The organism is Massilia pseudoviolaceinigra, assembly GCF_030846505.1.
Classification (GTDB): Bacteria; Pseudomonadota; Gammaproteobacteria; order Burkholderiales; family Burkholderiaceae_D; genus Telluria_A; species Telluria_A violaceinigra.
Window position 1 is genome coordinate 22,713 of the sequence record NZ_JAVCWL010000009.1, and the last position, 20,692, is coordinate 43,404.

Genomic DNA, 20,692 nt, shown 5'->3' on the forward strand with positions numbered 1-20,692 from the left:
CTCCCGTGGCGCAATCCAGTCGTTATAGGCTTAACCCGGTTTTCCGTTCCACTGCACCTTAAACCCCATTGCCGTCAGTGCGTCAGTGATGGTCATGGCAATGTCCAACGCATGCAAAGCTGGGGTGTCTTGCCCTCTGGTGCTCTGATCGAACTACAATCTTGTCCGTCTCTCACTCCGGCCAAGCTTGTTACTATGCTGAACTGCATACGCGAGAAGCACATCTTAGTCTGCATCGAATTCGATCCGATAGCGGCAGATCACGGCGGCATTGCGGGAATTTCCAGTTTGACTCGGTACTTATAGGAGAAGAAAGGCGTGGGAACAATTCGGCGGTTGGTACTCAAAAATTTCAAGCGTTTCAAGGCGCTGGAACTGGAATTCGATCCGGAGTTGAATATCCTAGTTGGCGGCAACGAAGCCGGAAAGAGTTCGGTGCTTCAGGCGATGGACATCGTGTTGAGCACCAGTCGCAGCAAGGTCGAGGTCATTGGGCTCGAAGCACTGTTCAACGCCGCCTGCATCGCCGAGTTCCTCGCTGGCGCCAGGAAAATCCTCGACCTGCCCGAACTGCTGATCGAGGTCTATTTCGATGACCTGCCGGGTCGCCACGACTTGGATGGCCGGAACAACAGCAAGGGCACCGACCACCTAGGCATCAAAATGGTTTGCAGGCCAGTCGACGAGTACACGAAGGAGATTCAGGCCATTCTGGCGGACCACAACGAGAACTTCCCTTTCGAGTACTACGGCGTACATTTCCTGACGTTCACGGACGAGGCTGTCTTTCCATACAAAAAGCCGCTGCGGCACCTGCTGATCGATAGCTCACTAATCAACAACGAGCACGCCACGCGCGAGTACACTCGCTCAATATATGCCGCGCATGCGAGCGTTGCCCAGCGCAACCTACACGGATTCGAGTACCGAAAAGCGAAGGCGAAGTTCAAAGACGACGTCTTCAAGACGATGAACGACGGGCTGGATGCCTACAAGTTCGGTGTCAGGACCAGCCCGAAGGCCAGCGTCGAGACCGACATTATCATCACCGAGGACGACATCCCAGTGGACAGCAAGGGCAAGGGCCGGCAGTGCTTTATCAAAACAGAGTTCGCTCTGCGCAACCGGGAACATGCGCTTCACGTGCTTCTGCTGGAGGAGCCGGAGAACCATCTCAGCCAGGTGCATATGCGCAAGCTGATTGAGCGAATCCGCGCCTCCGTCAAGAAGCAGCTCTTTGTTGCCACGCACAGCAGCTTCATTGCCACAAGGCTGAATCTCCGCAGAGTCCTGATTCTGAGCGAAGAGAACCCATCGCGACCGGCCAGCCTGAAGGATCTCAGTCCGGGAACCGCCGAGTTCTTCATGAAGGCACCGGACAACAACGTTCTGGAGCTAGCCTTGTGCAAAAAGGCGATCCTGGTCGAGGGCGACGCGGAATTCATCCTGATGGAGGCGCTCTACAAGATCAGCGCCCCTGGGTGCAGCCTGGATGCCGATGGTATTCATATGATCTCGGTCGATGGCACCAGCTTCAAGCGCTATCTCGAACTTGCCAAGCTGCTGGGCATCAAAGTAGCGGCGATCCGCGACAACGACAAGGACCATGCAACCATCTGCGTCGCGAACTACTCGGACCACGTGTCGGCATCCATCCAGGTCTTTGCTGACTCCGACAACGCCCGCCATACCTTCGAAGTCTGCATATACCAGGACAACCAAACCGCCTGCGAGGAGCTGTTCGCGGCGGGGCGCAAGACCCTGAGTGTTGAGGAATACATGCTGAAGAACAAGACCGACGCCGCGTTCGAGCTCCTGGAAAAGAAGGGCGCCGTGCTGGTAGCCCCTGGTTACATCCAGCAGGCGGTGGCATGGATAAGAACGTAATCTTTGCAGTCGCCGGGTCGGGCAAGACCACCCGCCTCGTCACTGCGATGGATGAGGCGCGGCGCTTCCTGCTGGTCACGTACACCGAAACCAACCACGACAACCTGCGCGCCAAGGTCATTGAGCGATTCGGCTACCTGCCGCCCAACATTTCGATCTACACCTACTTCAGGTTCCTGCACAGCTTCTGCTATCGGCCGTTCCTACGCTCTAAGAAGGACACACTCGGGATCACTTTTAGCGCTCCTGCCCGGTTTCCTGTCTACCCCTTGACCGATGACCGGCGCTACATGTCGCCCGGCCGCTGGCTCTATGCGAACCGTCTCGCCAAGTTCATCGAGCAGTCTGGCCTGATTGGTGCGGTGGTGGCCCGCATGGAAAAGTACTTCGACGTCTTCTTCGTCGACGAGGTACAGGATTTTGGCGGGCATGACTTCAACTTCCTGTTGGCCATCAGCGCGGCCCAGGTGAATATGAGCTTTGTCGGCGACTTTCACCAGCACACCTTCGACACGAGCCGTGACGGCAACGTCAATGTCAACCTGCATGAGAATTATTATGCCTACAAGAAGAAGTTCGAGCGGGCTCGGCTGAGGGTCGATACCGACAGCCTCAAGCGCAGCCGACGCTGCAGCAACAACGTCTGCGACTTCATCAGGGAGAAAATCGGCATCGACATTCAGGCGCATGACGAGCGGACCAGTATTGTGCGTTTCGAGGACGACCCGGCAGCAGTTGCGGCCCTCTACCGGGATCCGGGGACGGTCAAGCTGTTCTACAAGGAACACCAGAAGTACGGCTGCTTCTCCCAGAACTGGGGAGCGTCCAAGGGCATGGACAGCTATGATGACGTGTGCGTAGTGTTGAATCCTGGCAATGTGAAGGCTTGGAATGCCGGGAGCTTCCGGGACATCAACCCGGAGACGCGCAACAAACTATACGTCGCCTGTTCCCGCGCAAGAGGGAACTTGACATTCGTCCCCGAATCCCTGCTGAAGGGGTATAAGCAATACTGAGTACTGCCGCGCCGTAGATGAGGAGCCGACGTCTCGGGCGCAGCCGTCGTATTTATGGCATTGGCGCTCGCCGGCGAGGAATGTCCGACTACCCCGCCCGACTGGGCCTGCCGAATGGTGGATTTCAATGCACCTAGGACCGCCAGCGAGTAACGGCAGGTGGATAGGACCAGTTATTATTCGCAACATCGCCCCGGACGCCAGTTCATGGCCGAAAGCGGAAGTTCATTGCGGCGAGTGTAACTCAGCAAGAACTGGTGGGACGCGCTACTTCAGGCCCGGTAGTCGCAGTAATTTGCAAAACGTCGCATCTATTTACGAAACTCATAACATTGGTTCGAATTTGCATTTCATTAAGTGCCAGCGATACACCGCGTCTAGGCATAAAAAGCCCATGTGGCCAGGTCACGGCACACATGGACTTCGGCAAATGGCAAGCAGCCGAGGCCACTTGTGTCAAACTTTATTGTTTTGTGTCAGACTTTATTGTTTTGTGTCAGACTTTATTGTTTGTCCACATTTGAGTCAGCACGCCAGCTGCTTTTACTCCACCGTCACCGACTTAGCCAGATTACGCGGCTTGTCCACGTCCGTGCCTTTGGCCAGCGCGGTGTGATACGCCAGCAATTGCAGCGCCACAACGTGCAGGATCGGGGACAGCAGGCCGTAGTGTTCCGGCAAACGAATCACATGCAAGCCATCGCCCGAGGTGATGCGCGAATCGACGTCGGCGAACACATACAGCTGGCCGCCGCGGGCGCGCACTTCCTGCATGTTCGATTTCAGCTTTTCCAGCAGCGCATCGTTCGGTGCGATCGTGACGACCGGCATTTCATCGGTCACCAGCGCCAGCGGGCCGTGCTTGAGTTCGCCAGCTGGATACGCTTCGGCGTGGATGTATGAAATTTCCTTGAGCTTCAAGGCACCTTCCAGAGCGATCGGATAGTGCATGCCGCGGCCCAGGAACAGCGCATTGTCCTTGCGCGCAAAATCGTCGGCCCAGGCGATGATCTGCGGTTCCAGCGCCAGCACTGCGGAAATGGCGACCGGCAGGTGACGCATTTCTTTCAGGTAGGTCGCTTCTTCCTCGTCGCTCAAACGGCCATTGACTTGCGCCAGGGTCAGGGTCAACAGGAACAGCGCAGCCAGCTGGGTGGTGAAGGCCTTGGTCGATGCCACGCCCACTTCTACGCCGGCGCGGGTGATGTACGACAGGGCGCATTCACGCACCATGGCGCTGGTCGCCACGTTGCAGATGGTCAGGGTGTGCACCATGCCCAGGCTGCGCGCATGCTTGAGCGCGGCCAGGGTGTCGGCCGTTTCGCCGCTTTGCGAAATCGTCACCACCAGGGTGTTCGGATGCGGCACGCTGTCGCGGTAGCGGTATTCGCTGGCGATCTCGACCTGGACCGGGACCTTGGCCACCGATTCCATCCAGTACTTGGCGGTCAGGCCCGAGTAGTAGCTGGTGCCGCAGGCCAAAATCAGCACGCGGTCGATCTGCTTGAAGACCTTGAAGGCATTGTCGCCGAACAGTTCCGGCATGATGCCGGTGACGCCTTCGAGCGTGTCGCCGATGACGCGCGGCTGCTCGAAGATCTCTTTCTGCATGTAGTGGCGGTACGGGCCCAGCTCGGCTGCGCCGGTGTGCGCGTGCACGGTCTTGACTTCGCGCTCGACCGCTTTGCCGTCGACGTCGACGATCCAGACCTTGGACAGTTGCAGGTCGACCACGTCGCCTTCTTCCAGGTAGATGATCTGGTCGGTGGTACCGGCCAGCGCCATGGCGTCGGAGGCGACGAAGTTCTCGCCCTGGCCGATGCCGACGATCAGCGGCGAACCCTGGCGCGCGGCAACAACGCGGTGCGGTTCTTCGCGGCTGAACACGGCAATGGCGTAGGCGCCATGCAGGCGCTTGACGGCCAGCTGGACGGTCTCGAACAGGTCGCCGCTATACATGTGGTCGACCAGGTGGGCGATGACTTCGGTATCGGTCTGGCTCTGGAACACGTAGCCGAGCGCGGTCAGTTCGGCGCGCAGCTCGTCGTGGTTTTCGATGATGCCGTTGTGGACCAGCGCGATGCGGGCGTTCTCTTCGGTTGGCGAAAAGTGCGGGTGCGCATTGTGCGATGCCGGCGCGCCGTGCGTGGCCCAGCGGGTGTGGGCGATGCCGGTGAAGCCTTGCAGGCCGACGCCGGCGATCTGGGTTTCCAGATCGGCCACGCGCGAGGTGCTGCGCGAACGCACCAGCTTGCCGTCGACGTGCAGCGCGACGCCGCACGAGTCGTAGCCACGGTACTCAAGCCGCTTCAAGCCCTCGACCAGGATGGGGGTGATGTTGCGTTGTGCTACTGCTCCGACGATACCGCACATGATGACCTCGATCTGAAAATTAATGAATGCGCAGATCGTAGTTGAGCTACTATGAAATATGCTTTCTAATTTGATATTTTATCGCATGATTATTTCATCACTCACGCAGTATGAATTTATATTTCATTTATCGACAATATTCTTTTCTGATCGCTAAAACTCATGACCGCCAATGATCTAGACGACGTCGACCGTCGCATTTTGAATATCCTTCAGCTTGACGCATCGCATACCAATGCGGAGCTGGCCGAGCTGGTCCACGTGTCGCCGCCGACCTGCCTGCGCCGGGTGAAGTACATGACCGAGGGCGGCGTCATCGAGCGCCAGGTGGCGATCGTGGCGCCGGAAAAGGTGGGCGCACGCCTGACCGCCATCGTCGAGATCACGCTCGATGTGCAGGCCGCCGAGCGCATGGACGAGTTCGAGCAGCATGTGGCGGCCGAAGCGGCCGTGCTGCAATGCTACCGGGTCGCCCCGGGGCCCGATTTCGTGCTCATCGTCCAGGTGGCCGACATGCCCGCCTACCACGCGCTGGCGCACCGCCTGTTCGCCACGCGCACCAATGTGCGCAATGTGAAAGCCTATTTCTCTACCTTTCGCAGCAAGTTCGAGACCCGCATCGCCGTCTGATTATTGCATTTGAGCAATCTCAACGGCGGCCCGCCGGAAACAGGTTCTACTCGAAGCTGCTGCGCGTCCTGGTGGACGCCGGACGAGACGAGGCGGGAGGTGGAGCGATGAATGACATCCTGGAACATGCTGGGCCGGCGCCCCAGCCGCATGGCGACCTGGTGCGCCTGACGGGCGTGCACAAGTATTATGGCGGCGGGCTGGCCGCCGTGCATGCGCTCGATGGCGTCAACCTGCAGGTGGGCATGGCGGAAATGGTGGCCATTTGCGGTCCCGCGGGGAGCGGCAAGACTACCTTGCTGAACCTGATCGGCATGCTCGAATATGCCAACGAAGGCAGTGTCGTGATCGCCAACCTGCTGATCGCCCGCCTGCCGGAACAGGCGCGCGCCGACTTGCGCAACGAAATGATGGGCTTCGTGTTCCAGGCGTTCACGCTGATTCCGGTGCTGACCGCACGCGAAAACGTGCTCTTGCCGCTGATGTTGCGCGGCCGCCTGGAACACAAGGAATTGCAGGCAGCCCATGCCCGCGCGGACGAGCTTTTAGGCCAGCTTGGCCTGGCGACCCACGCCAACACCTACCCGCCGCGGCTCGACGCCAGCCAGAGCCAGCGCGTGGCGATTGCGCGGGCGCTGCTGGCCAAGCCGCGCCTGGTGCTGGCCGACGAGCCCACCTCGCGCCTGGACAGCGCCTGCATCCGCCTGGTGATGGATTTGTTCACCCAGCAGCAGCACGAATACGGCACCGCCTTCATCATCTCGACCCCCGACCAGCGCCAGTTCAGCCGCGTCACACGCACGCTGCAGCTGCACGACGGGCGGCTGCACGCCGTGCTGGCCGATGCCGGCCGCGAGCCTTTCCGGGTCAAGCTATGAGCCCGTACCGCCTGGCCCTGCGCACCCTGATGCTGGGACGCACCCGCAGCGTGCTGGCGATCGTGCTGATCGGGGCGAGCCTGTGCGTGCTCGACCTATTTGCGGGCAATATCGCAAGCACCCGCGCCGGCATCGAGTACCAGGCCGTGATCGGCGAACGGATGGGCCACCTGACCGTTATTCCGGCCCCTTCCGCGGGCGAGCCACGCCTGTTCGGTCCGGAGGAAGCGGAGCGCGCGCGAGCCGTGCTGGCGCGCGTGAAGGGCATCGCGCTGGTGGTGCCGGAAATCAGCGTGGCGGGGATTGCCGCCACGGCCGAGCGCTCGGCCACGTTTGGCGGGCAGGGCATGCGCGTGCCCGATGAATCGGTGGTGCCGGGCCTGCAAGGCTCGCCGGGCAAGCTGCAGCCCGGCGTGAGCAATGGCATTGCCATCAGCCAGGCCAAGGCCCGTGCGCTCGCCTTGCGCGTCGGCAGCCCGCTGACGCTGACCGCGGCAGTGGCTGACGCGGCGCCCAGGCACGTCATGGCCCAGGTGGTCGATGTGTACGCGCTGCCCGGCCGCGACGACAACGTCCGCTCGCTGCTGATGCCGCTGGAACTGGCGCAGGACTTGCTCAATACCGACCGCAGCGAGCGCTTCGTGGTGTTCCTGTCCGACCCGGACCAGCTGGAACAGCAGCGCACGGTGGTGATGGCGGCGCTGCGCAAGGCGGGGGTGGGCGCCGAGGTGCGCACCTGGCAGGAATTGTCGCAAGCCTACATGCGCGCGCGCAGTGCGTCCGACCTGGCGTTCGACAGCATTGCCGGCATGGTGTTCGCGGTCATTGCGGCGACCATTGCCGCCACCATGTCGATCAATGCGCTGGAGCGGCGCCGTGAAGTGGCGACCTTGCGCGCGCTGGGCATGCGCAGCCATTCGGTGTTCCTGATGCTGGTGACCGAAGCGCTGGGCATGGCGGTGGCGGGCGTGGCTGTCAGCCTGGTGGCGAGCGGGGTCATTGCGTGGATCATCAACAGGGTGACTGTCCAGGAGGATACGCAGCGCGCCTTTGCGCTGCCGATGCCGGTGGAGCTCGATGTGAACCGGATGATGATGGCGGTGGTGACGGTGCTGGCGGTGGCCCTGATGGCGGCGCTGGTGCCGGCGTTCAAGGCGGCACGCGGGAATATCGCGTCGGCGCTGGCGGCGTGAGCACGCAATGCCGCGCTCACACCGCATGACCGACATCATCGCCTGCCCCGATACCGCCTGCGCCGCGCCAGGGCGCCCGGCGCGGGGGTGACGTTGTTAAAGCCCAGGCCACAACCTTGCGTCATGCCTGAGCTGGTTCACCTTACTTCTTGACCTTCACCGGACGCGTCCAGTTCTCGATGGTCACCTGCCTGGTGCGCGAGATGGTCAGCTTGCCGGCTGGCGCATCCTTGGACAGCGTGGTACCGGCGCCCAGGGTCGCACCCTTGCCGACGGTAACCGGCGCGATCAGCTGGCTGTCGCTGCCGATAAATGCATCATCCTCGATCACGGTGCGGAACTTGTTGGCGCCGTCGTAATTGCAGGTGATCGTCCCCGCGCCGATATTGACGCGCGAACCGACCGTGGCATCGCCCACATAGGCCAGATGGTTGGCCTTGCTGTGCGCCGCGATCTGGCTGTTCTTGATTTCGACAAAGTTACCGATGTGGACATCTTCAGCCAGCTCGGTACCCGGACGCAAGCGCGCATACGGCCCAATGACCGACTTGGCACCCACCACCGCATCTTCAATATGACAGAACGGTTTGATATTGGTTCCCGCGGCGATGCGTGCGTTGACCAGCACATTGTGCGCGCCCACGCTCACGCCGTCGCCCAGTTCCACGCGGCCTTCGAACACGCAGCCGACGTCGATGGTCACATCGCGTCCGCAAATCAGTTCGCCACGCACATCGATGCGGGCCGGGTCGAGCAGGGTCACGCCTTTTTCCAGCAGCGCGTTGGCAATATTGAGCTGGTGACGGCGCTCCAGCTCCGCGAGCTGCACCTTGCTGTTGACACCGGCGACTTCCCATTCGGCCGACGGGTTGGCCGACACGACCGGCACGCCGTCCAGCACCGCCTGCGCCACGATATCGGTCAGGTAATACTCGCCCTGCGCGTTATTGTTCGACAGGGAACCTAACCACTTCTTCAGGTGACGGGTCGGCGCGACCATGATGCCGCTGTTAATTTCGCAGATGGCGCGTTCGGCTTCGCTGGCATCCTTTTCCTCGACGATGCGGGTAATCGTGCCGCCTTCGCGCACGATGCGGCCCAGGCCGAACGGATTGGCCTGCACCACGGTCAGGATACCGAGCTTGTCGGTGCCGGCGGCGTCGACCAGGCGCTTGAGCGAGGCCACGGCGGTGAGCGGCACGTCGCCGTACAGGATCAGGGTCGGGACATCTTCATCGAGCTGGGGCACGGCCTGGCTGACCGCATGACCGGTGCCGAGCTGCGGTTCTTGCAGGGCGGTATCGATGGCGGCATGGCCCGTGCTGTCCTGGCGTTTGAGCATCTCGGGCACCGCTGCGCCGCCGTGCCCGTAAATAACGCATAATTTGCTCGGTGCAAGTGCCCTTGCCGTATCGATCACATGCTGCAGGAGGGGTTTGCCCGCCAGCGGGTGCAGCACTTTCGGCAGCGCAGATTGCATACGCTTTCCCATTCCAGCGGCAAGTATCACTACGTTCATAAGCGTTCGTTCAAAAAGAGTTAATAAATGAAAAAGTTTAACACGCAGGAACCATTTTCCCAGCGCTTTCGCGTTCTTTGCCTCGTGGCCATGGTGGCCGTACTGACCGCCTGCAGCGGCATCAAACTGGCCTACAACCAGGGCGACACCTTGCTGTACTGGTGGCTGGACGCCTATGTCGACCTCGATTCGGAGCAGGCGCCGGAGGTCAAGCAGGATATCAAGGAGCTGTTCAAATGGCATCGCCAGACCCAGTTGAAGGACTATATTCACATCCTCACTAATGCCCAGCGCCAACTCGCAGGCAACCTGAGCAAGGCCGACCTGGATGCCGATTACCGCGACATCATTGCGCGCACCGAATTGCTGGCGCAAAAGGCCTTGCCGGAACTGACCGACCTGGCGCTGTCGATCAAGCCGGAGCAGCTCGCTCACATTGAAAAGAAGTTCGACAAGAACAACGAGACCTTCCGCAAAAAGTTCATCCGTGGCAGCGTCGAGGATATGCAGGAGAAGCGTTTCAAGAAATCGATGGAACAGTTCGACCTGTGGTTCGGCGACTTCAGCAGGGATCAGGAAGCCATTCTGCGCAAGGCATCGGACGCGCGTCCGCTGAACAACCAGATCTGGCTTGACGACCGTATCCGGCGCCAGCAAAGGATCCTGACGGTGCTGCGCAAGATCGACAAGGAAAATCTGGGCAAGGAAGCCGCGGCGCCGCTGGTGCAAGGCTTGATCAAGGATATGCTGGCGCGCGGGTCGGAGAACAAGCAATTTTTCGATACCTCCACCGACGGCACGATGCAGATGATCCTGACCGCGGTGAAAATTGCCACGCCGGAGCAGAAGGCCCATGCGCAGAAACGCATGCAGGGATGGATCAGCGACTTCAACACCCTGGCTGCCGAAACCAAGTAAGCCAACCCGCGTTACCCTGGCACCCGCCCAAGCCGACACGGCCCCCGGCGGGTGCCGGTTCCCCCGCCGCCGCCCTGCAACGCATCACACCCCCCGTGATATAGTGCGCCGGATCAGCAATTCCCCCTCGTCGCCATGCAAAAGAAACCCGCCAAAGTCCCGGTGCACCGTCCGCCGCCTCCGAAACAAGTCCGCATCATCGGCGGCGCCTGGAAGCGCTCGACGCTGCCCGTGCTCGACGCGCTCGGCCTGCGTCCCACCCCGGACCGGGTGCGCGAAACGGTGTTTAACTGGATTAACCACCTGTGGGATGCCAACTGGGCCGGGGCCGATGTGCTCGACCTGTTCGCCGGCAGCGGCGCCCTCGGTTTCGAGGCAGCCAGCCGCGGCGCCCGCTCGGTGACCATGATCGACAGCCACACGCCGGTGGTGCGCCAGCTCGGCGACGTGAAGATCAAGCTCAAGGCCGACAACGTCCAGGTTGCCCGCGGCGATGCCTTGGCCAGCGCGCAAAACATGGCGCTGCGCGGCCAGCGCTTCCAGCTGGTCTTCCTCGATCCGCCCTACCAGCAAAACCTGCTCGAGCGCAGCCTGCCGCTGACCGCGGGCCTGCTCGCCGGAGACGGCCTGGTGTATGCCGAATCCGGCGCGCCGCTGCCATTCGAACCGGAAGACGGCAGCGCCGTGCCCGACTGGCTCGCGCCATGGGAAGCGGTGCGTAACGACAAGGCCGGCATCGTGTTCTATTACCTGCTCAAGCTGCGCAAAACGGCTGTGTAAACACGATCGGCCAGCGGTTTGTTCGGTCGCGATCATCCCCGCCGTATGCCGCCGCGGGGACCGCGCATAAATTTCAGGCATAATGCGCGTTCTATATTGGTGCATCTCTAGGGAGCCGCAATGGTTGTAGCCGTTTATCCAGGAACCTTTGACCCGCTAACGCGTGGCCATGAGGATTTGGTGCGCCGTGCGTCCGGGCTGTTCGACAGCCTGATCGTGGGCGTAGCCGACAGCAAGAACAAACGCCCGTTTTTCTCGCTGGACGAACGCCTGGAAATTGCCAACGAGGTGCTGGGCCATTATCCGAACGTGCGGGTCGAGAGTTTTTCGGGCCTGCTCAAGGATTTCGTGCGCAAGCATGACGCCCGCGTCATCGTGCGCGGCTTGCGCGCCGTGTCGGACTTCGAATACGAGTTCCAGATGGCGGGCATGAACCGCTACCTGCTGCCGGACGTCGAAACGCTGTTCCTGACACCGTCCGACCAGTATCAGTTCATCTCGGGCACCATCGTGCGCGAAATCGCGATGCTGGGCGGCGATGTCTCCAAGTTCGTGTTTCCATCGGTCGACCGCTGGCTGCAGAAGAAGATCGCCACCATGGCGCCGCCTTCCGAATAAAAAGCTGAGCAATCATGGCCTTACTGATTACCGACGACTGCATCAACTGCGACGTGTGCGAGCCCGAGTGCCCGAACGACGCCATCTACATGGGCGCCGAGATCTACGAGATCGACCCCAACAAGTGCACGGAATGCGTCGGTCACTTCGATGAACCGCAATGCCAGCAGGTGTGCCCGGTCAGTTGCATTCCATTTAACCCGGCCTGGCGTGAAACGCCGGAACAGTTGCGCGCCAAGTACGAGCGCCTGACCGCAGGCAAGGATGCCCCGGCATCGCCACTCCCCTGAACAAAAGGGTCTGACGCAGCGGTGGGCAGCAGTCCCGCCAGGCTTACTGCAGTCATTTCAAGTTGTCTTATCAACTTATAAATTCATGTGCCTTTCGAGCCACAGATTTGTCTTGAAATCATCATAAAACCTGCATAAAATGCCTCTACGGCAATTTTTTTAAGAAATACAATGGTATATTTACCTAGTCCATTAGTTCGCCTACATTAAATTTTCCTCGCAGCGCACATTCCGGCAGCATCTCGACCGTACGTAAAGACTATAATACCCGCCGCGTAAATACGATGGCGCTATGGCCTTGTCCACCGTCGTGCCGGCTGCTGCGTTGAAGGAAGATGCTGGCGTGCCGGTCGACTTACTTGATGCCGGCAAGCCGCAGGCCGGCAGGAGCGTTTTTCATGCGGAACAAAAATAGATTAACCACTGGAGACACCATGATCGCAATGAACAGATTCACTTTCAAAGGCTTGCTGGCAGGTATTGTCCTCGCTTGCGCCTTCGGCCAGGGTGCCTCCGCGGCGGAGATCAGCGGCGTCAAGCTGGAAGACACCATCAAGATCGCCGGCAAGGATCTTAAGCTCAATGGCTACGGGATGCGCCAGAAATTCGTGGCCAAGGTGTATGTCACCGCGCTGTACCTGCCGGAAAAGAGCAAATCGTTCCCTGAGATCATGAAAATGGATGGCCCGCGCCGCGTCAGCCTCGTGCTGATGCGCGACTTGACGTCGGATGATTTCGGCGACGCGTTCATGAACGGCCTGAACAACAACCTCAATAACGATGAGAAATCCAAGATCGTTTCGCAGATCAGCAAATTCGGCGAAATGTTCGGCCTGCTGCAAGTATTGAAGAAGGGCGATGTCCTGCACCTGGACTGGATTCCCGGCACCGGTACCCAATGCGAGTTCAATGGCAAGAAGATCGGCGAAGTCGTACCCGACATGTTGTTCTACAACGCGATCTTGCGCATCTGGATGGGCGAGCGTCCGGTCGATGCCGGCTTGAAGACAGCCTTGCTCTCGGGGAAATAAAATCCCTGATCAATAAAAAGGCGGCGCCGGAATATTCCAGGCGCCGCTTTTTTTTTGTGCAGCCGCCTTCGCGACTGGCTGACGATCAGGAACGGGCGGCCATGGCGCGCAGTTCGGCGGTGAGGCTGGCGTTGCCGGAAGAAGAATTCGTCATCCGTTGCAGCAGTTTGGCGTTGCGCATGTTGCGGCGGGCGTCCACCTGGTCCTTGCTCAGGCGTGGATTCACCACCAGCACCAGCGCGCGGAAGATGCCAACCAGCAAAGGCTTGAAGAACAGGGCGACCGCGGCGATCGCCAGCACCAGGCCGACGCTGCGCAGCAGCGGCATCAGCGAGAAGGCGGTGTCGCCCGTGGTTTGCAGCAAAATAGACATGATGTTGAAATCGCAGTAGCAGTTGTTATGTATCAACTATAGTGCAACGCAACATATAAATCCAATTCCAAAATCCCATATCAATTATATTAATGGTGAATGGATTGCGGTATGATACCTAATCGCCAACTTTTCTGAATCGCCATGAGCTTTCTGACGCTGGACCTGAACCTGCTGCGTGTGTTCGACGCGGTGATGACCGAGCAAAACCTGACGCGCGCGGCCGGCCATCTGGCCATGACGCAACCGGCGGTATCGAACGCGATCAAGCGCTTGCGCGAGAGTCTGGGCGACGAATTGCTCATCCGCACAGCCTACGGCGTCAAGCCGACCCCGCGCGCCGAGTCGCTGTGGCCGGCCGTGCGCCAGGCCCTGGCCGGGCTGGAAGCGGCTGTTACCCCGGAAACCTTCGACGTATCCAAGGCGCACGCGACCTTCCGCATGGCGATGGCGGACGCCACGGCGGCGTTCTGGCTGCCTTCGCTGATGCGTTCGATCGAGAGCGAGGCCCCGGGCGTGAATGTGCGCATGGTGCCGCTGACGACGCGCGAACCGCGGCCGATGCTGCTGCGCGGCGACATCGACCTGGCGGTGGGTTTTTTCCCTGGCGTGGCCGCGCAGTTGTCGAGCGACACCAGTTCACCGATCCGCCATGAGCGGCTGTATTCGGGGCATTACGTGTGCGTGATGCGCAAGAATCACCCGCTGGCCAAGGTGGAACTGGGGATGGAAAATTACTGCGCGGCGAATCACCTGCTGGTCAGCTTTTCCGGGCGCGCGCATGGATTGGTCGACGAAGCGCTGGCGCAGCTGGGACGCGAGCGGCGCATTTTGCTGACGGTGAACCAGTTCTTCACGGCGGGGCGGGTGGTGGCCAATTCGGATTTGATAACCGTGCTGCCGAAGCACCTGATCGCCTCGACCGGGATGACCGATGCGCTGGTGTGGCGCGAGCTGCCGTTCAGTTTGCCGGCCGTACACCTCGATATGCTCTGGCACGAACGCGACGCCCGCAGCCCCGCGCATAAATGGCTGCGCAAGCATTTGGAGGGGATGAATACGACGAACTTGAGAGGGGTGGCGAATAGCGATTGAGTCGAGTCGGCGCGGGAACGACGGTAGCAGGTGTCAGGATCGATACCTACTTGGCCGCCGACCGATAACCAACCCGGAACCCGCCCCAGTGCTTCCCATCCACATAAATCGGCACCGACAAGTCGTGCATGACTTCCCCCGTATCGCGCTTGTACGTCTGCAGCAAAAACGGCTTGGTATTCGATCCGCAGCGCGATCCGGTGCGGTCGTCGAAAATCCGCTTGGTGCGGTTGTTCACGATATCCACATCGTAATCGCCCGTGAGCGGCTGCGAGAACTTCTTGTTGTGGGTCGGGAAGTAGCCATTATTATCCACCGCACCCGCATAGGCCAGCTGCGGCATGCTCGCCAATAACCCCTCCTGCAAGGCCGGCAGCACGCGGTCGGTAAACGCATCGAAGCGCGTATTGTGCTTGGGTGGATCGGTATTCGGAATGGCCTTGTAACGACGGTCGAACAGCGCCTCATGGGTGATCTGGCTCGCTTTGAGCGCCGCGCTGAACAACTGTCCTACCTCGGCCGCTGCCTGCTGCGCCGCCATACGGATCGCATCATGCGATGTCGCGAGCATGGACTCCCCCATGGCCCCGGCAATCGATTCCGCCTTTTCGGCCAGCGCCATCGCCGAGCCTGTCGCGCGCGGCAACTCCGCATTGGTCGACAGCATGCTGTCGCGGATCTGCGTCAGCGCGCCGGAAATGCCGCGCGTCGTTTCCACGTGCGTGCGCGCCGCCCCCGCAATCTGCCCGATTTCCGATTCCGATAAGCCTGAGGAGCGTTCGATATTGCCCAGGAAACCGTGAACCCGCTCCACATTGCCAGCCGCATCGTTCACCAACGTGGCCAGCGAGGCCATGCCCACGCTCGCCGTTGCCGCCTGTTCATTAATCGCCCGCACCATCATGCTGATTTCGCCGGCCGCCTCACGGGTGCGGTGCGCCAGTTGCCGCACTTCACCGGCCACGACCGCAAACCCGCGCCCGTGTTCGCCGGCGCGCGCCGCTTCGATCGCGGCATTGAGCGCCAGCAGGTTGGTGCGTGCGGAAATTTCGGTAATAACGTCGGTAAAACCGGTGATGGCTTTCGACTTTTCCTGCAGCGCGCTCATGGTGCTGGCCGCCTGCTGGGCGTCGACGCGGGCGCTGCTGATGCGCCTGAGCCCTTCAGCCACCTCGGCGCGTCCGGCCATGCTTTCGCTGCGCACTTCGGCCGCCACCTTGGCGGCGCGCTCGGCATTGATGGCGATTTGCTCGGTTGTGTGCGCCACGTCTTCGGCGCTGGCGACGATGCCGAGGGCGGTCTGCACGTCTTTCTCGATCTTTTTCTTGACCGAGTCGACAAAATACGAGGTTTCGGCGGCGCCGATCATGATGTCGTCGATCGAGTGACCGACAACGGCGATAAACTGCTGGCTATGGTGGCCATCGCCGTTCTTTTGCAGGAGGAGGAAGAGTCCAAGGCTGACCACGCCCGAGATGGCAGCCGCGGGCACGGGCCCCAGCGCCGGACCGGCGGCCAGGCCGAGCAGGAAAACAGCGAGGACGCCGCCGGCGGCAGCGCCGCAGCAGCCGAGCGCGAGCCGTCCCGACTTCGATTGAAGTAGCTTCATGTGTTCCTTTGGCCGCCGCTGGCGCCCCTAGTACAGCTGAGAATCCCGGTATTCGAGATTCATAACCTACAGCATAAGCAAAGGAAGCTCAACGCATTTGCAAGGCAATGTGTCCAAAGAAAAACATTTCCACCAAGTGCTTATTTGATCGGCAGTTTAGTGGTATTTTTCACTTCTTCCATGACGGCGTAGGTATGGGTTTCGCGCACACCTTTCTGGAGCAAGGTTTTGCCAAGGAATTCGCGGTACGCCGCCATATCCTTGACCCGCGCCTTGACCAGATAGTCGAAGCCGCCGGCCACCATGTGGCATTCGAGCACCTCAGGGATGATTTGTACGCTATTCTTGAAGGCATCGAAGACTTCGGGCGTCGTGCGGTCGAGCACGACTTCGATGAAAACGAGCAAGGAAACGTCGAGCAACTGGGGATTGAGCTGGGCCGTGTAGCCCATGATGTAGCCCGATTCGTGCAGTTTGCGCACCCGTTCCAGGCAAGCCGCCGGCGACAGGTTCACCCGCGCCGCGAGTTCCACGTTGCTGATCCGGCCGTCGCTTTGTAGTTCCGACAGAATTTTCTTGCTAATCTTGTCCAGCATTCGAGATCTCCGCAATAAATTTTATTTGGTGAAATTGTCTCACCAAAAACTATCTATTGCTAGTCTTCTGTAATACCAGAATTAATCCAGAAGATTTCACTCTACAATCGAATCATCTTTTCGCGCACTTCCAGCGTGGCTAGCCTTCACGGAAAAGCCGCGCCGGAGGTGCGCGGTGTCGTCTTTCCGATTCGTTCAATCCTAGTAAAAGAGTTCTCAATGCAAACTGCCGCTGCTTCGGCCACCCCCTTCGTTCCCTTCTCCGCGCTGCTGGCCGAAATCAAACCGGACCAGACGCCGCTGCGCGCCGCCATCACCGCCGCTTACCGGCGCGATGAAGCAGAGGCCGTTGCCTGGCTGCTGGGGCAGGGCAACAAAGCTCATCCGGATGCGCACACGCTGGCGCACCGCCTGGTCTCGGCCGTGCGCGAAAAACGCACGCGTTCGTCCGGCGTCGATGCGCTGATGCATGAATTCTCGCTGTCTTCCGAAGAAGGCGTCGCACTGATGTGTTTGGCTGAAGCGCTGCTGCGCATTCCCGACAGCCAGACCGCCGACCGCCTCATTGCCGACAAGATCAGCAAGGGCGACTGGCGCAAGCACCTGGGCGAATCGCCTTCGCTGTTTGTCAACGCCGCCACCTGGGGTTTGCTCATTACCGGCAAGCTGGTCGGCACCAGCAGCGAAACCGGACTCGGTTCCGCCCTGACCAAACTGATCGGCAAAGGCGGCGAGCCGCTGATCCGCAAGGGCGTGGATTTGGCGATGCGCATGCTGGGCAACCAGTTCGTGACCGGCCAGACCATCGGCGAAGCGATCAAGAACAGCCGCGAGAACGAGCAGCGCGGCTACCGCTATTCCTACGACATGCTGGGAGAAGCGGCCCTGACCGAAGTGGATGCGAAGAACTATTACGCCTCGTACGAAACGGCGATCCATGCAATCGGCAAGGCATCGAACGGGCGCGGCATCAAGGATGGTCCGGGCATTTCGGTCAAGCTGTCGGCCCTGCATCCGCGTTACAGCCGCGCGCAGCATATGCGCATGATGAGCGAATTGCTGCCGCGCGTGCGCAGCCTGGTATTGCTGGCCAAGCAGTACAACATCGGCATCAATATCGATGCAGAAGAAGCCGACCGCCTGGAAATTTCGCTCGACATGATGGAAGCGATGGCGTTCGATCCGGAACTGGCCGGTTTCGAGGGTATCGGCTTCGTGGTGCAGGCATATCAGAAGCGCTGCCCGTTCGTGATCGATTACCTGATCGACCTGGCACGCCGCAGCGGCCGCAAATTCATGGTGCGGCTGGTCAAAGGCGCATATTGGGATGCTGAAATCAAGCGCGCGCAAGTCGACGGCATGCCCGGTTATCCGGTCTATACGCGCAAGGTGTACACCGACGTGTCATACCTGACCTGCGCCAAAAAACTGCTCGGCGCAAGCAGCCTGTTGTACCCGCAATTTGCGACCCACAATGCGCACAGTCTGTCGGTGATCTACACCTGGGCGCAGCAGGACGGCATCACCGATTACGAATTCCAGTGCCTGCATGGCATGGGCGAAACGCTGTACGACCAGGTCGTCGGCAAAGCCAATCTGGATAAGCCGTGCCGCATTTATGCGCCGGTCGGTTCGCACGAAACGCTGCTCGCCTACCTGGTGCGCCGCTTGCTGGAAAACGGCGCCAATTCCTCGTTCGTGAACCAGATCGTCGATGAAAAAGTACAGATCGAATCGCTCATCGCCGATCCGTTCGAGGCATCGCGCGCGCAGGGCGGTGCGCCGCATCCGGGCATTGCCTTGCCGCTTGCCCTGTTCAATGCGGAACGCAAGAATTCGGCCGGCCTCGACCTGACCAACGAAGATGTGCTGCGCAATATCGGCACCGCACTGGCACAGCCGCGCAATTACCACGCCGCGCCATTGATCGACGGCCCCGTGGTTGCCGGCGCGCCCGCGTCGATTCGCAATCCGGCGCTGCATGCCGACGTGGTCGGGCAGGTCAGCGACGCCAGTAGCGCCGACGTGGAAACGGCGCTGCACAGCGCCAGCAATTACGCCATGGACTGGCAAACCACGGGGCCGACGGAGCGTGCAACGATGCTCTCGCGCGTGGCCGATCTGTTTGAAGAAAACTACCCGGAACTGATGGCGCTGGCCATTCGCGAAGCCGGCAAATCGCTGCCGAATGCGATTGCCGAAATCCGCGAAGCGGTCGATTTCCTGCGCTATTACGCGGCCCAGGTGCACGGTACGCAGCATGTGCTGGCACTCGGTCCGGTCACCTGTATCAGCCCGTGGAATTTCCCGCTCGCGATCTTTACCGGCCAGGTGGCGGCGGCGCTTGCCGCTGGCAACGTGGTGCTGGCAAAACCGGCGGAACAAACACCGCTGATCGCTTATCGCGCGGTGCAGCTGTTCCATGAAGCGGGGATTCCAAAAGCGGCCCTGCAATTCTTGCCGGGCCGCGGCGAAGTGGTCGGCGCCGGCCTGACCGCCGATTCACGCGTCAAGGGCGTGATTTTTACCGGCTCCACCGAAGTGGCGCAACTGATCAACCGCACCCTGGCGGCGCGCTCGGTCAAGGAATCCTGCGATATTCCGCTGATCGCCGAAACGGGCGGCCAGAATGCGCTGATCGTCGATTCGTCGGCCTTGCCGGAACAAGTGGTGCAGGATGTGATGACGTCGGCCTTCGATAGTGCCGGCCAGCGTTGCTCCGCCTTGCGCGTATTGTTCCTGCAACAGGAAATCGCCGATAAAACCATCAAGATGCTCAAGGGCGCGATGCAGGAATTGCGCGTGGGCGTGCCGGATCGCCTGGCGACCGATATCGGTCCCGTGATCGATGCGGAAGCACAGCAAAACCTGCTGCGCCATATCGAGCGCATGAAGCCGACAGCCAAAAACCATTTTGCGCTGGAATTACCGGCGGCAGTGGCGGCGCAAGGCACCTTCGTGGCTCCGACCGTGCTCGAAATCGGCTCCTTGTCCGAGCTCAAGCACGAGGTATTCGGCCCGGTCTTGCACATCATCCGTTATCGCCGCGCCGATTTGCCGAAGCTGATCGATTCGATCAACGCCACCGGTTTCGGCCTCACGCTCGGCGTGCATTCGCGCATCGATGAAACGATCGATTTCATTACCTCGCGCGCGCATGTCGGCAATATCTACGTGAACCGCAATATCGTCGGCGCCGTTGTCGGCGTGCAGCCGTTCGGCGGCGAAGGCCAGTCCGGAACCGGCCCGAAAGCGGGCGGTCCGCTGTACCTCAAGCGCCTGCAGCGCGCCGCGCCGGCGCTGCTGCAACATGAACGCCTGGCCACGCCGGGCCTGGATGCCTTGCTGGTGTGGGCCAAGGCCCACGGCCACGGCCACGTGGTCACCCTGGCCGAAGAATACATGCGCACCACGCTCGCCGGCACCAACCTGAGCCTGCCTGGTCCGACAGGCGAACGCAACGACTTGTCGTTTGTCCCGCGCGGCGCCATTCTGTGTGCGGCGGCAACGCCTGGCGTGTTGCTCAATCAATTGGCGGCTTGCCTGGCAACGGGGAATCAGGCGATTGTGCTGGCGCGGGCGAAGGAAGTCATTCCCGAAGGTTTGCCGCCGGAAGTGGCGGACCGCATCACCTTTGTGAGCGGGGCCGATACGGCGGAATGCCAGTTTCAGATTGCCTTGGTGGAAGCGTCGCTGGCGGCCGAATTGTGGCCGGTGCTGGCAAGCCGCCAGGGAGCGATTGTCGGCGTGATCGATACCTCGGAAGAAGGTGCGATTGCGCTGTGGCGCATGGTGGCCGAGCGCGCACTGTGCGTCAATACCACTGCGGCTGGCGGAAACGCAAGCCTGATGACCTTAGGTCTGTAATGATTCAAATATAAAACTA

At 60.6% G+C, this 20,692-nt stretch carries 18 protein-coding genes; 13 read left to right on the top strand and 5 right to left on the bottom strand.

The features are described 5' to 3' along the window. Nucleotides 1-318 precede the first annotated feature (318 nt). Both RBA40_RS10515 and RBA40_RS10520 read left to right on the top strand, forming a co-directional pair. Nucleotides 319-1,887, top strand: a complete 1,569-nt coding sequence (locus RBA40_RS10515; protein WP_306647850.1) for an ATP-dependent nuclease — start codon at nucleotides 319-321, stop codon at nucleotides 1,885-1,887. After that, on the top strand, nucleotides 1,872-2,903 hold the full coding sequence (locus RBA40_RS10520) for a DEAD/DEAH box helicase family protein (protein ID WP_306647852.1): 1,032 nt from the start codon (nucleotides 1,872-1,874) through the stop codon (nucleotides 2,901-2,903). Before RBA40_RS10515 ends, RBA40_RS10520 begins: the two co-directional genes overlap by 16 nt. A gap of 543 nt (nucleotides 2,904-3,446) precedes the next feature. Here the strand turns inward: RBA40_RS10520 and glmS are convergent. Continuing rightward, nucleotides 3,447-5,276 carry a glutamine--fructose-6-phosphate transaminase (isomerizing) gene (glmS, locus tag RBA40_RS10525; protein WP_306647853.1) on the bottom strand — a complete coding sequence of 610 codons (1,830 nt, stop codon included), beginning with the start codon at nucleotides 5,274-5,276 and terminating at the stop codon, nucleotides 3,447-3,449. A gap of 162 nt (nucleotides 5,277-5,438) precedes the next feature. Between glmS and RBA40_RS10530 the strand changes: the two genes are divergently transcribed. From RBA40_RS10530 to RBA40_RS10540, 3 genes are all read left to right on the top strand, one after another. After that, nucleotides 5,439-5,906: an Lrp/AsnC family transcriptional regulator gene (locus RBA40_RS10530; RefSeq protein WP_167091177.1), complete on the top strand. Its 468-nt coding sequence runs from the start codon at nucleotides 5,439-5,441 to the stop codon at nucleotides 5,904-5,906. 107 nt (nucleotides 5,907-6,013) lie between these two features. Further along, the gene (locus tag RBA40_RS10535) at nucleotides 6,014-6,784 is read left to right on the top strand and encodes an ABC transporter ATP-binding protein (protein ID WP_306647854.1); all 771 of its coding nucleotides are present in this window, start codon (nucleotides 6,014-6,016) and stop codon (nucleotides 6,782-6,784) included. Then, nucleotides 6,781-7,977 (top strand): ABC transporter permease, encoded by a 1,197-nt coding sequence (locus RBA40_RS10540; RefSeq protein WP_306647855.1) that lies wholly within the window; start codon nucleotides 6,781-6,783, stop codon nucleotides 7,975-7,977. The genes RBA40_RS10535 and RBA40_RS10540 overlap by 4 nt, the downstream gene beginning before the upstream one ends. 142 nt (nucleotides 7,978-8,119) lie before the next feature. Here the strand turns inward: RBA40_RS10540 and glmU are convergent, their stop codons facing one another. After that, nucleotides 8,120-9,496 carry a bifunctional UDP-N-acetylglucosamine diphosphorylase/glucosamine-1-phosphate N-acetyltransferase GlmU gene (gene glmU / locus RBA40_RS10545; RefSeq protein ID WP_306647856.1) on the bottom strand — a complete coding sequence of 459 codons (1,377 nt, stop codon included), beginning with the start codon at nucleotides 9,494-9,496 and terminating at the stop codon, nucleotides 8,120-8,122. A gap of 27 nt (nucleotides 9,497-9,523) precedes the next feature. Here glmU and RBA40_RS10550 point away from each other — a divergent pair, with 27 nt between their 5' ends. The 6 genes from RBA40_RS10550 to RBA40_RS10575 all read left to right on the top strand — a co-directional run bounded on the left by RBA40_RS10550 (nucleotide 9,524) and on the right by RBA40_RS10575 (nucleotide 13,133). Continuing rightward, nucleotides 9,524-10,414, top strand: a complete 891-nt coding sequence (locus RBA40_RS10550) for a DUF6279 family lipoprotein (protein ID WP_306647857.1) — start codon at nucleotides 9,524-9,526, stop codon at nucleotides 10,412-10,414. A 135-nt stretch (nucleotides 10,415-10,549) separates the two neighbouring features. Beyond that, the gene (gene rsmD, locus RBA40_RS10555; RefSeq protein ID WP_306647858.1) at nucleotides 10,550-11,194 is read left to right on the top strand and encodes a 16S rRNA (guanine(966)-N(2))-methyltransferase RsmD; all 645 of its coding nucleotides are present in this window, start codon (nucleotides 10,550-10,552) and stop codon (nucleotides 11,192-11,194) included. A gap of 120 nt (nucleotides 11,195-11,314) precedes the next feature. Beyond that, nucleotides 11,315-11,812, top strand: a complete 498-nt coding sequence (gene coaD / locus RBA40_RS10560; RefSeq protein WP_054265447.1) for a pantetheine-phosphate adenylyltransferase — start codon at nucleotides 11,315-11,317, stop codon at nucleotides 11,810-11,812. A 14-nt stretch (nucleotides 11,813-11,826) separates the two neighbouring features. Continuing rightward, a complete protein-coding gene (locus RBA40_RS10565) occupies nucleotides 11,827-12,102 on the top strand; it encodes a YfhL family 4Fe-4S dicluster ferredoxin (RefSeq protein WP_054265448.1) in 276 nt (91 codons plus the stop codon). Between the two features lie 292 nt (nucleotides 12,103-12,394). Continuing rightward, nucleotides 12,395-12,517, top strand: coding sequence for a hypothetical protein (locus tag RBA40_RS10570; RefSeq protein WP_306647859.1), 123 nt, complete (start codon nucleotides 12,395-12,397; stop codon nucleotides 12,515-12,517). Nucleotides 12,518-12,545: 28 nt separating this feature from the next. Further along, a complete protein-coding gene (locus RBA40_RS10575; protein WP_306647860.1) occupies nucleotides 12,546-13,133 on the top strand; it encodes a chalcone isomerase family protein in 588 nt (195 codons plus the stop codon). An 85-nt stretch (nucleotides 13,134-13,218) separates the two neighbouring features. Here the strand turns inward: RBA40_RS10575 and RBA40_RS10580 are convergent, their stop codons facing one another. Then, nucleotides 13,219-13,506, bottom strand: a complete 288-nt coding sequence (locus RBA40_RS10580; RefSeq protein WP_306647861.1) for a hypothetical protein — start codon at nucleotides 13,504-13,506, stop codon at nucleotides 13,219-13,221. 144 nt (nucleotides 13,507-13,650) lie between these two features. Here RBA40_RS10580 and RBA40_RS10585 point away from each other — a divergent pair, with 144 nt between their 5' ends. Next, complete coding sequence (locus RBA40_RS10585; RefSeq protein ID WP_306627414.1) at nucleotides 13,651-14,601, top strand: LysR family transcriptional regulator; 951 nt, start codon at nucleotides 13,651-13,653, stop codon at nucleotides 14,599-14,601. A 46-nt stretch (nucleotides 14,602-14,647) separates the two neighbouring features. Here the strand turns inward: RBA40_RS10585 and RBA40_RS10590 are convergent, their stop codons facing one another. Both RBA40_RS10590 and RBA40_RS10595 read right to left on the bottom strand, forming a co-directional pair. Continuing rightward, entirely contained in the window at nucleotides 14,648-16,210 is a 1,563-nt protein-coding gene (locus tag RBA40_RS10590; protein WP_306647862.1) for a methyl-accepting chemotaxis protein, read from the bottom strand. 140 nt (nucleotides 16,211-16,350) lie between these two features. Continuing rightward, a complete protein-coding gene (locus RBA40_RS10595) occupies nucleotides 16,351-16,806 on the bottom strand; it encodes an Lrp/AsnC ligand binding domain-containing protein (protein ID WP_054265452.1) in 456 nt (151 codons plus the stop codon). Nucleotides 16,807-17,025: 219 nt separating this feature from the next. On the opposite strand from RBA40_RS10595, the gene putA reads away from it, so the two are divergent. After that, nucleotides 17,026-20,673, top strand: a complete 3,648-nt coding sequence (putA, locus tag RBA40_RS10600) for a trifunctional transcriptional regulator/proline dehydrogenase/L-glutamate gamma-semialdehyde dehydrogenase (RefSeq protein WP_306647863.1) — start codon at nucleotides 17,026-17,028, stop codon at nucleotides 20,671-20,673. Nucleotides 20,674-20,692 lie beyond the last annotated feature (19 nt).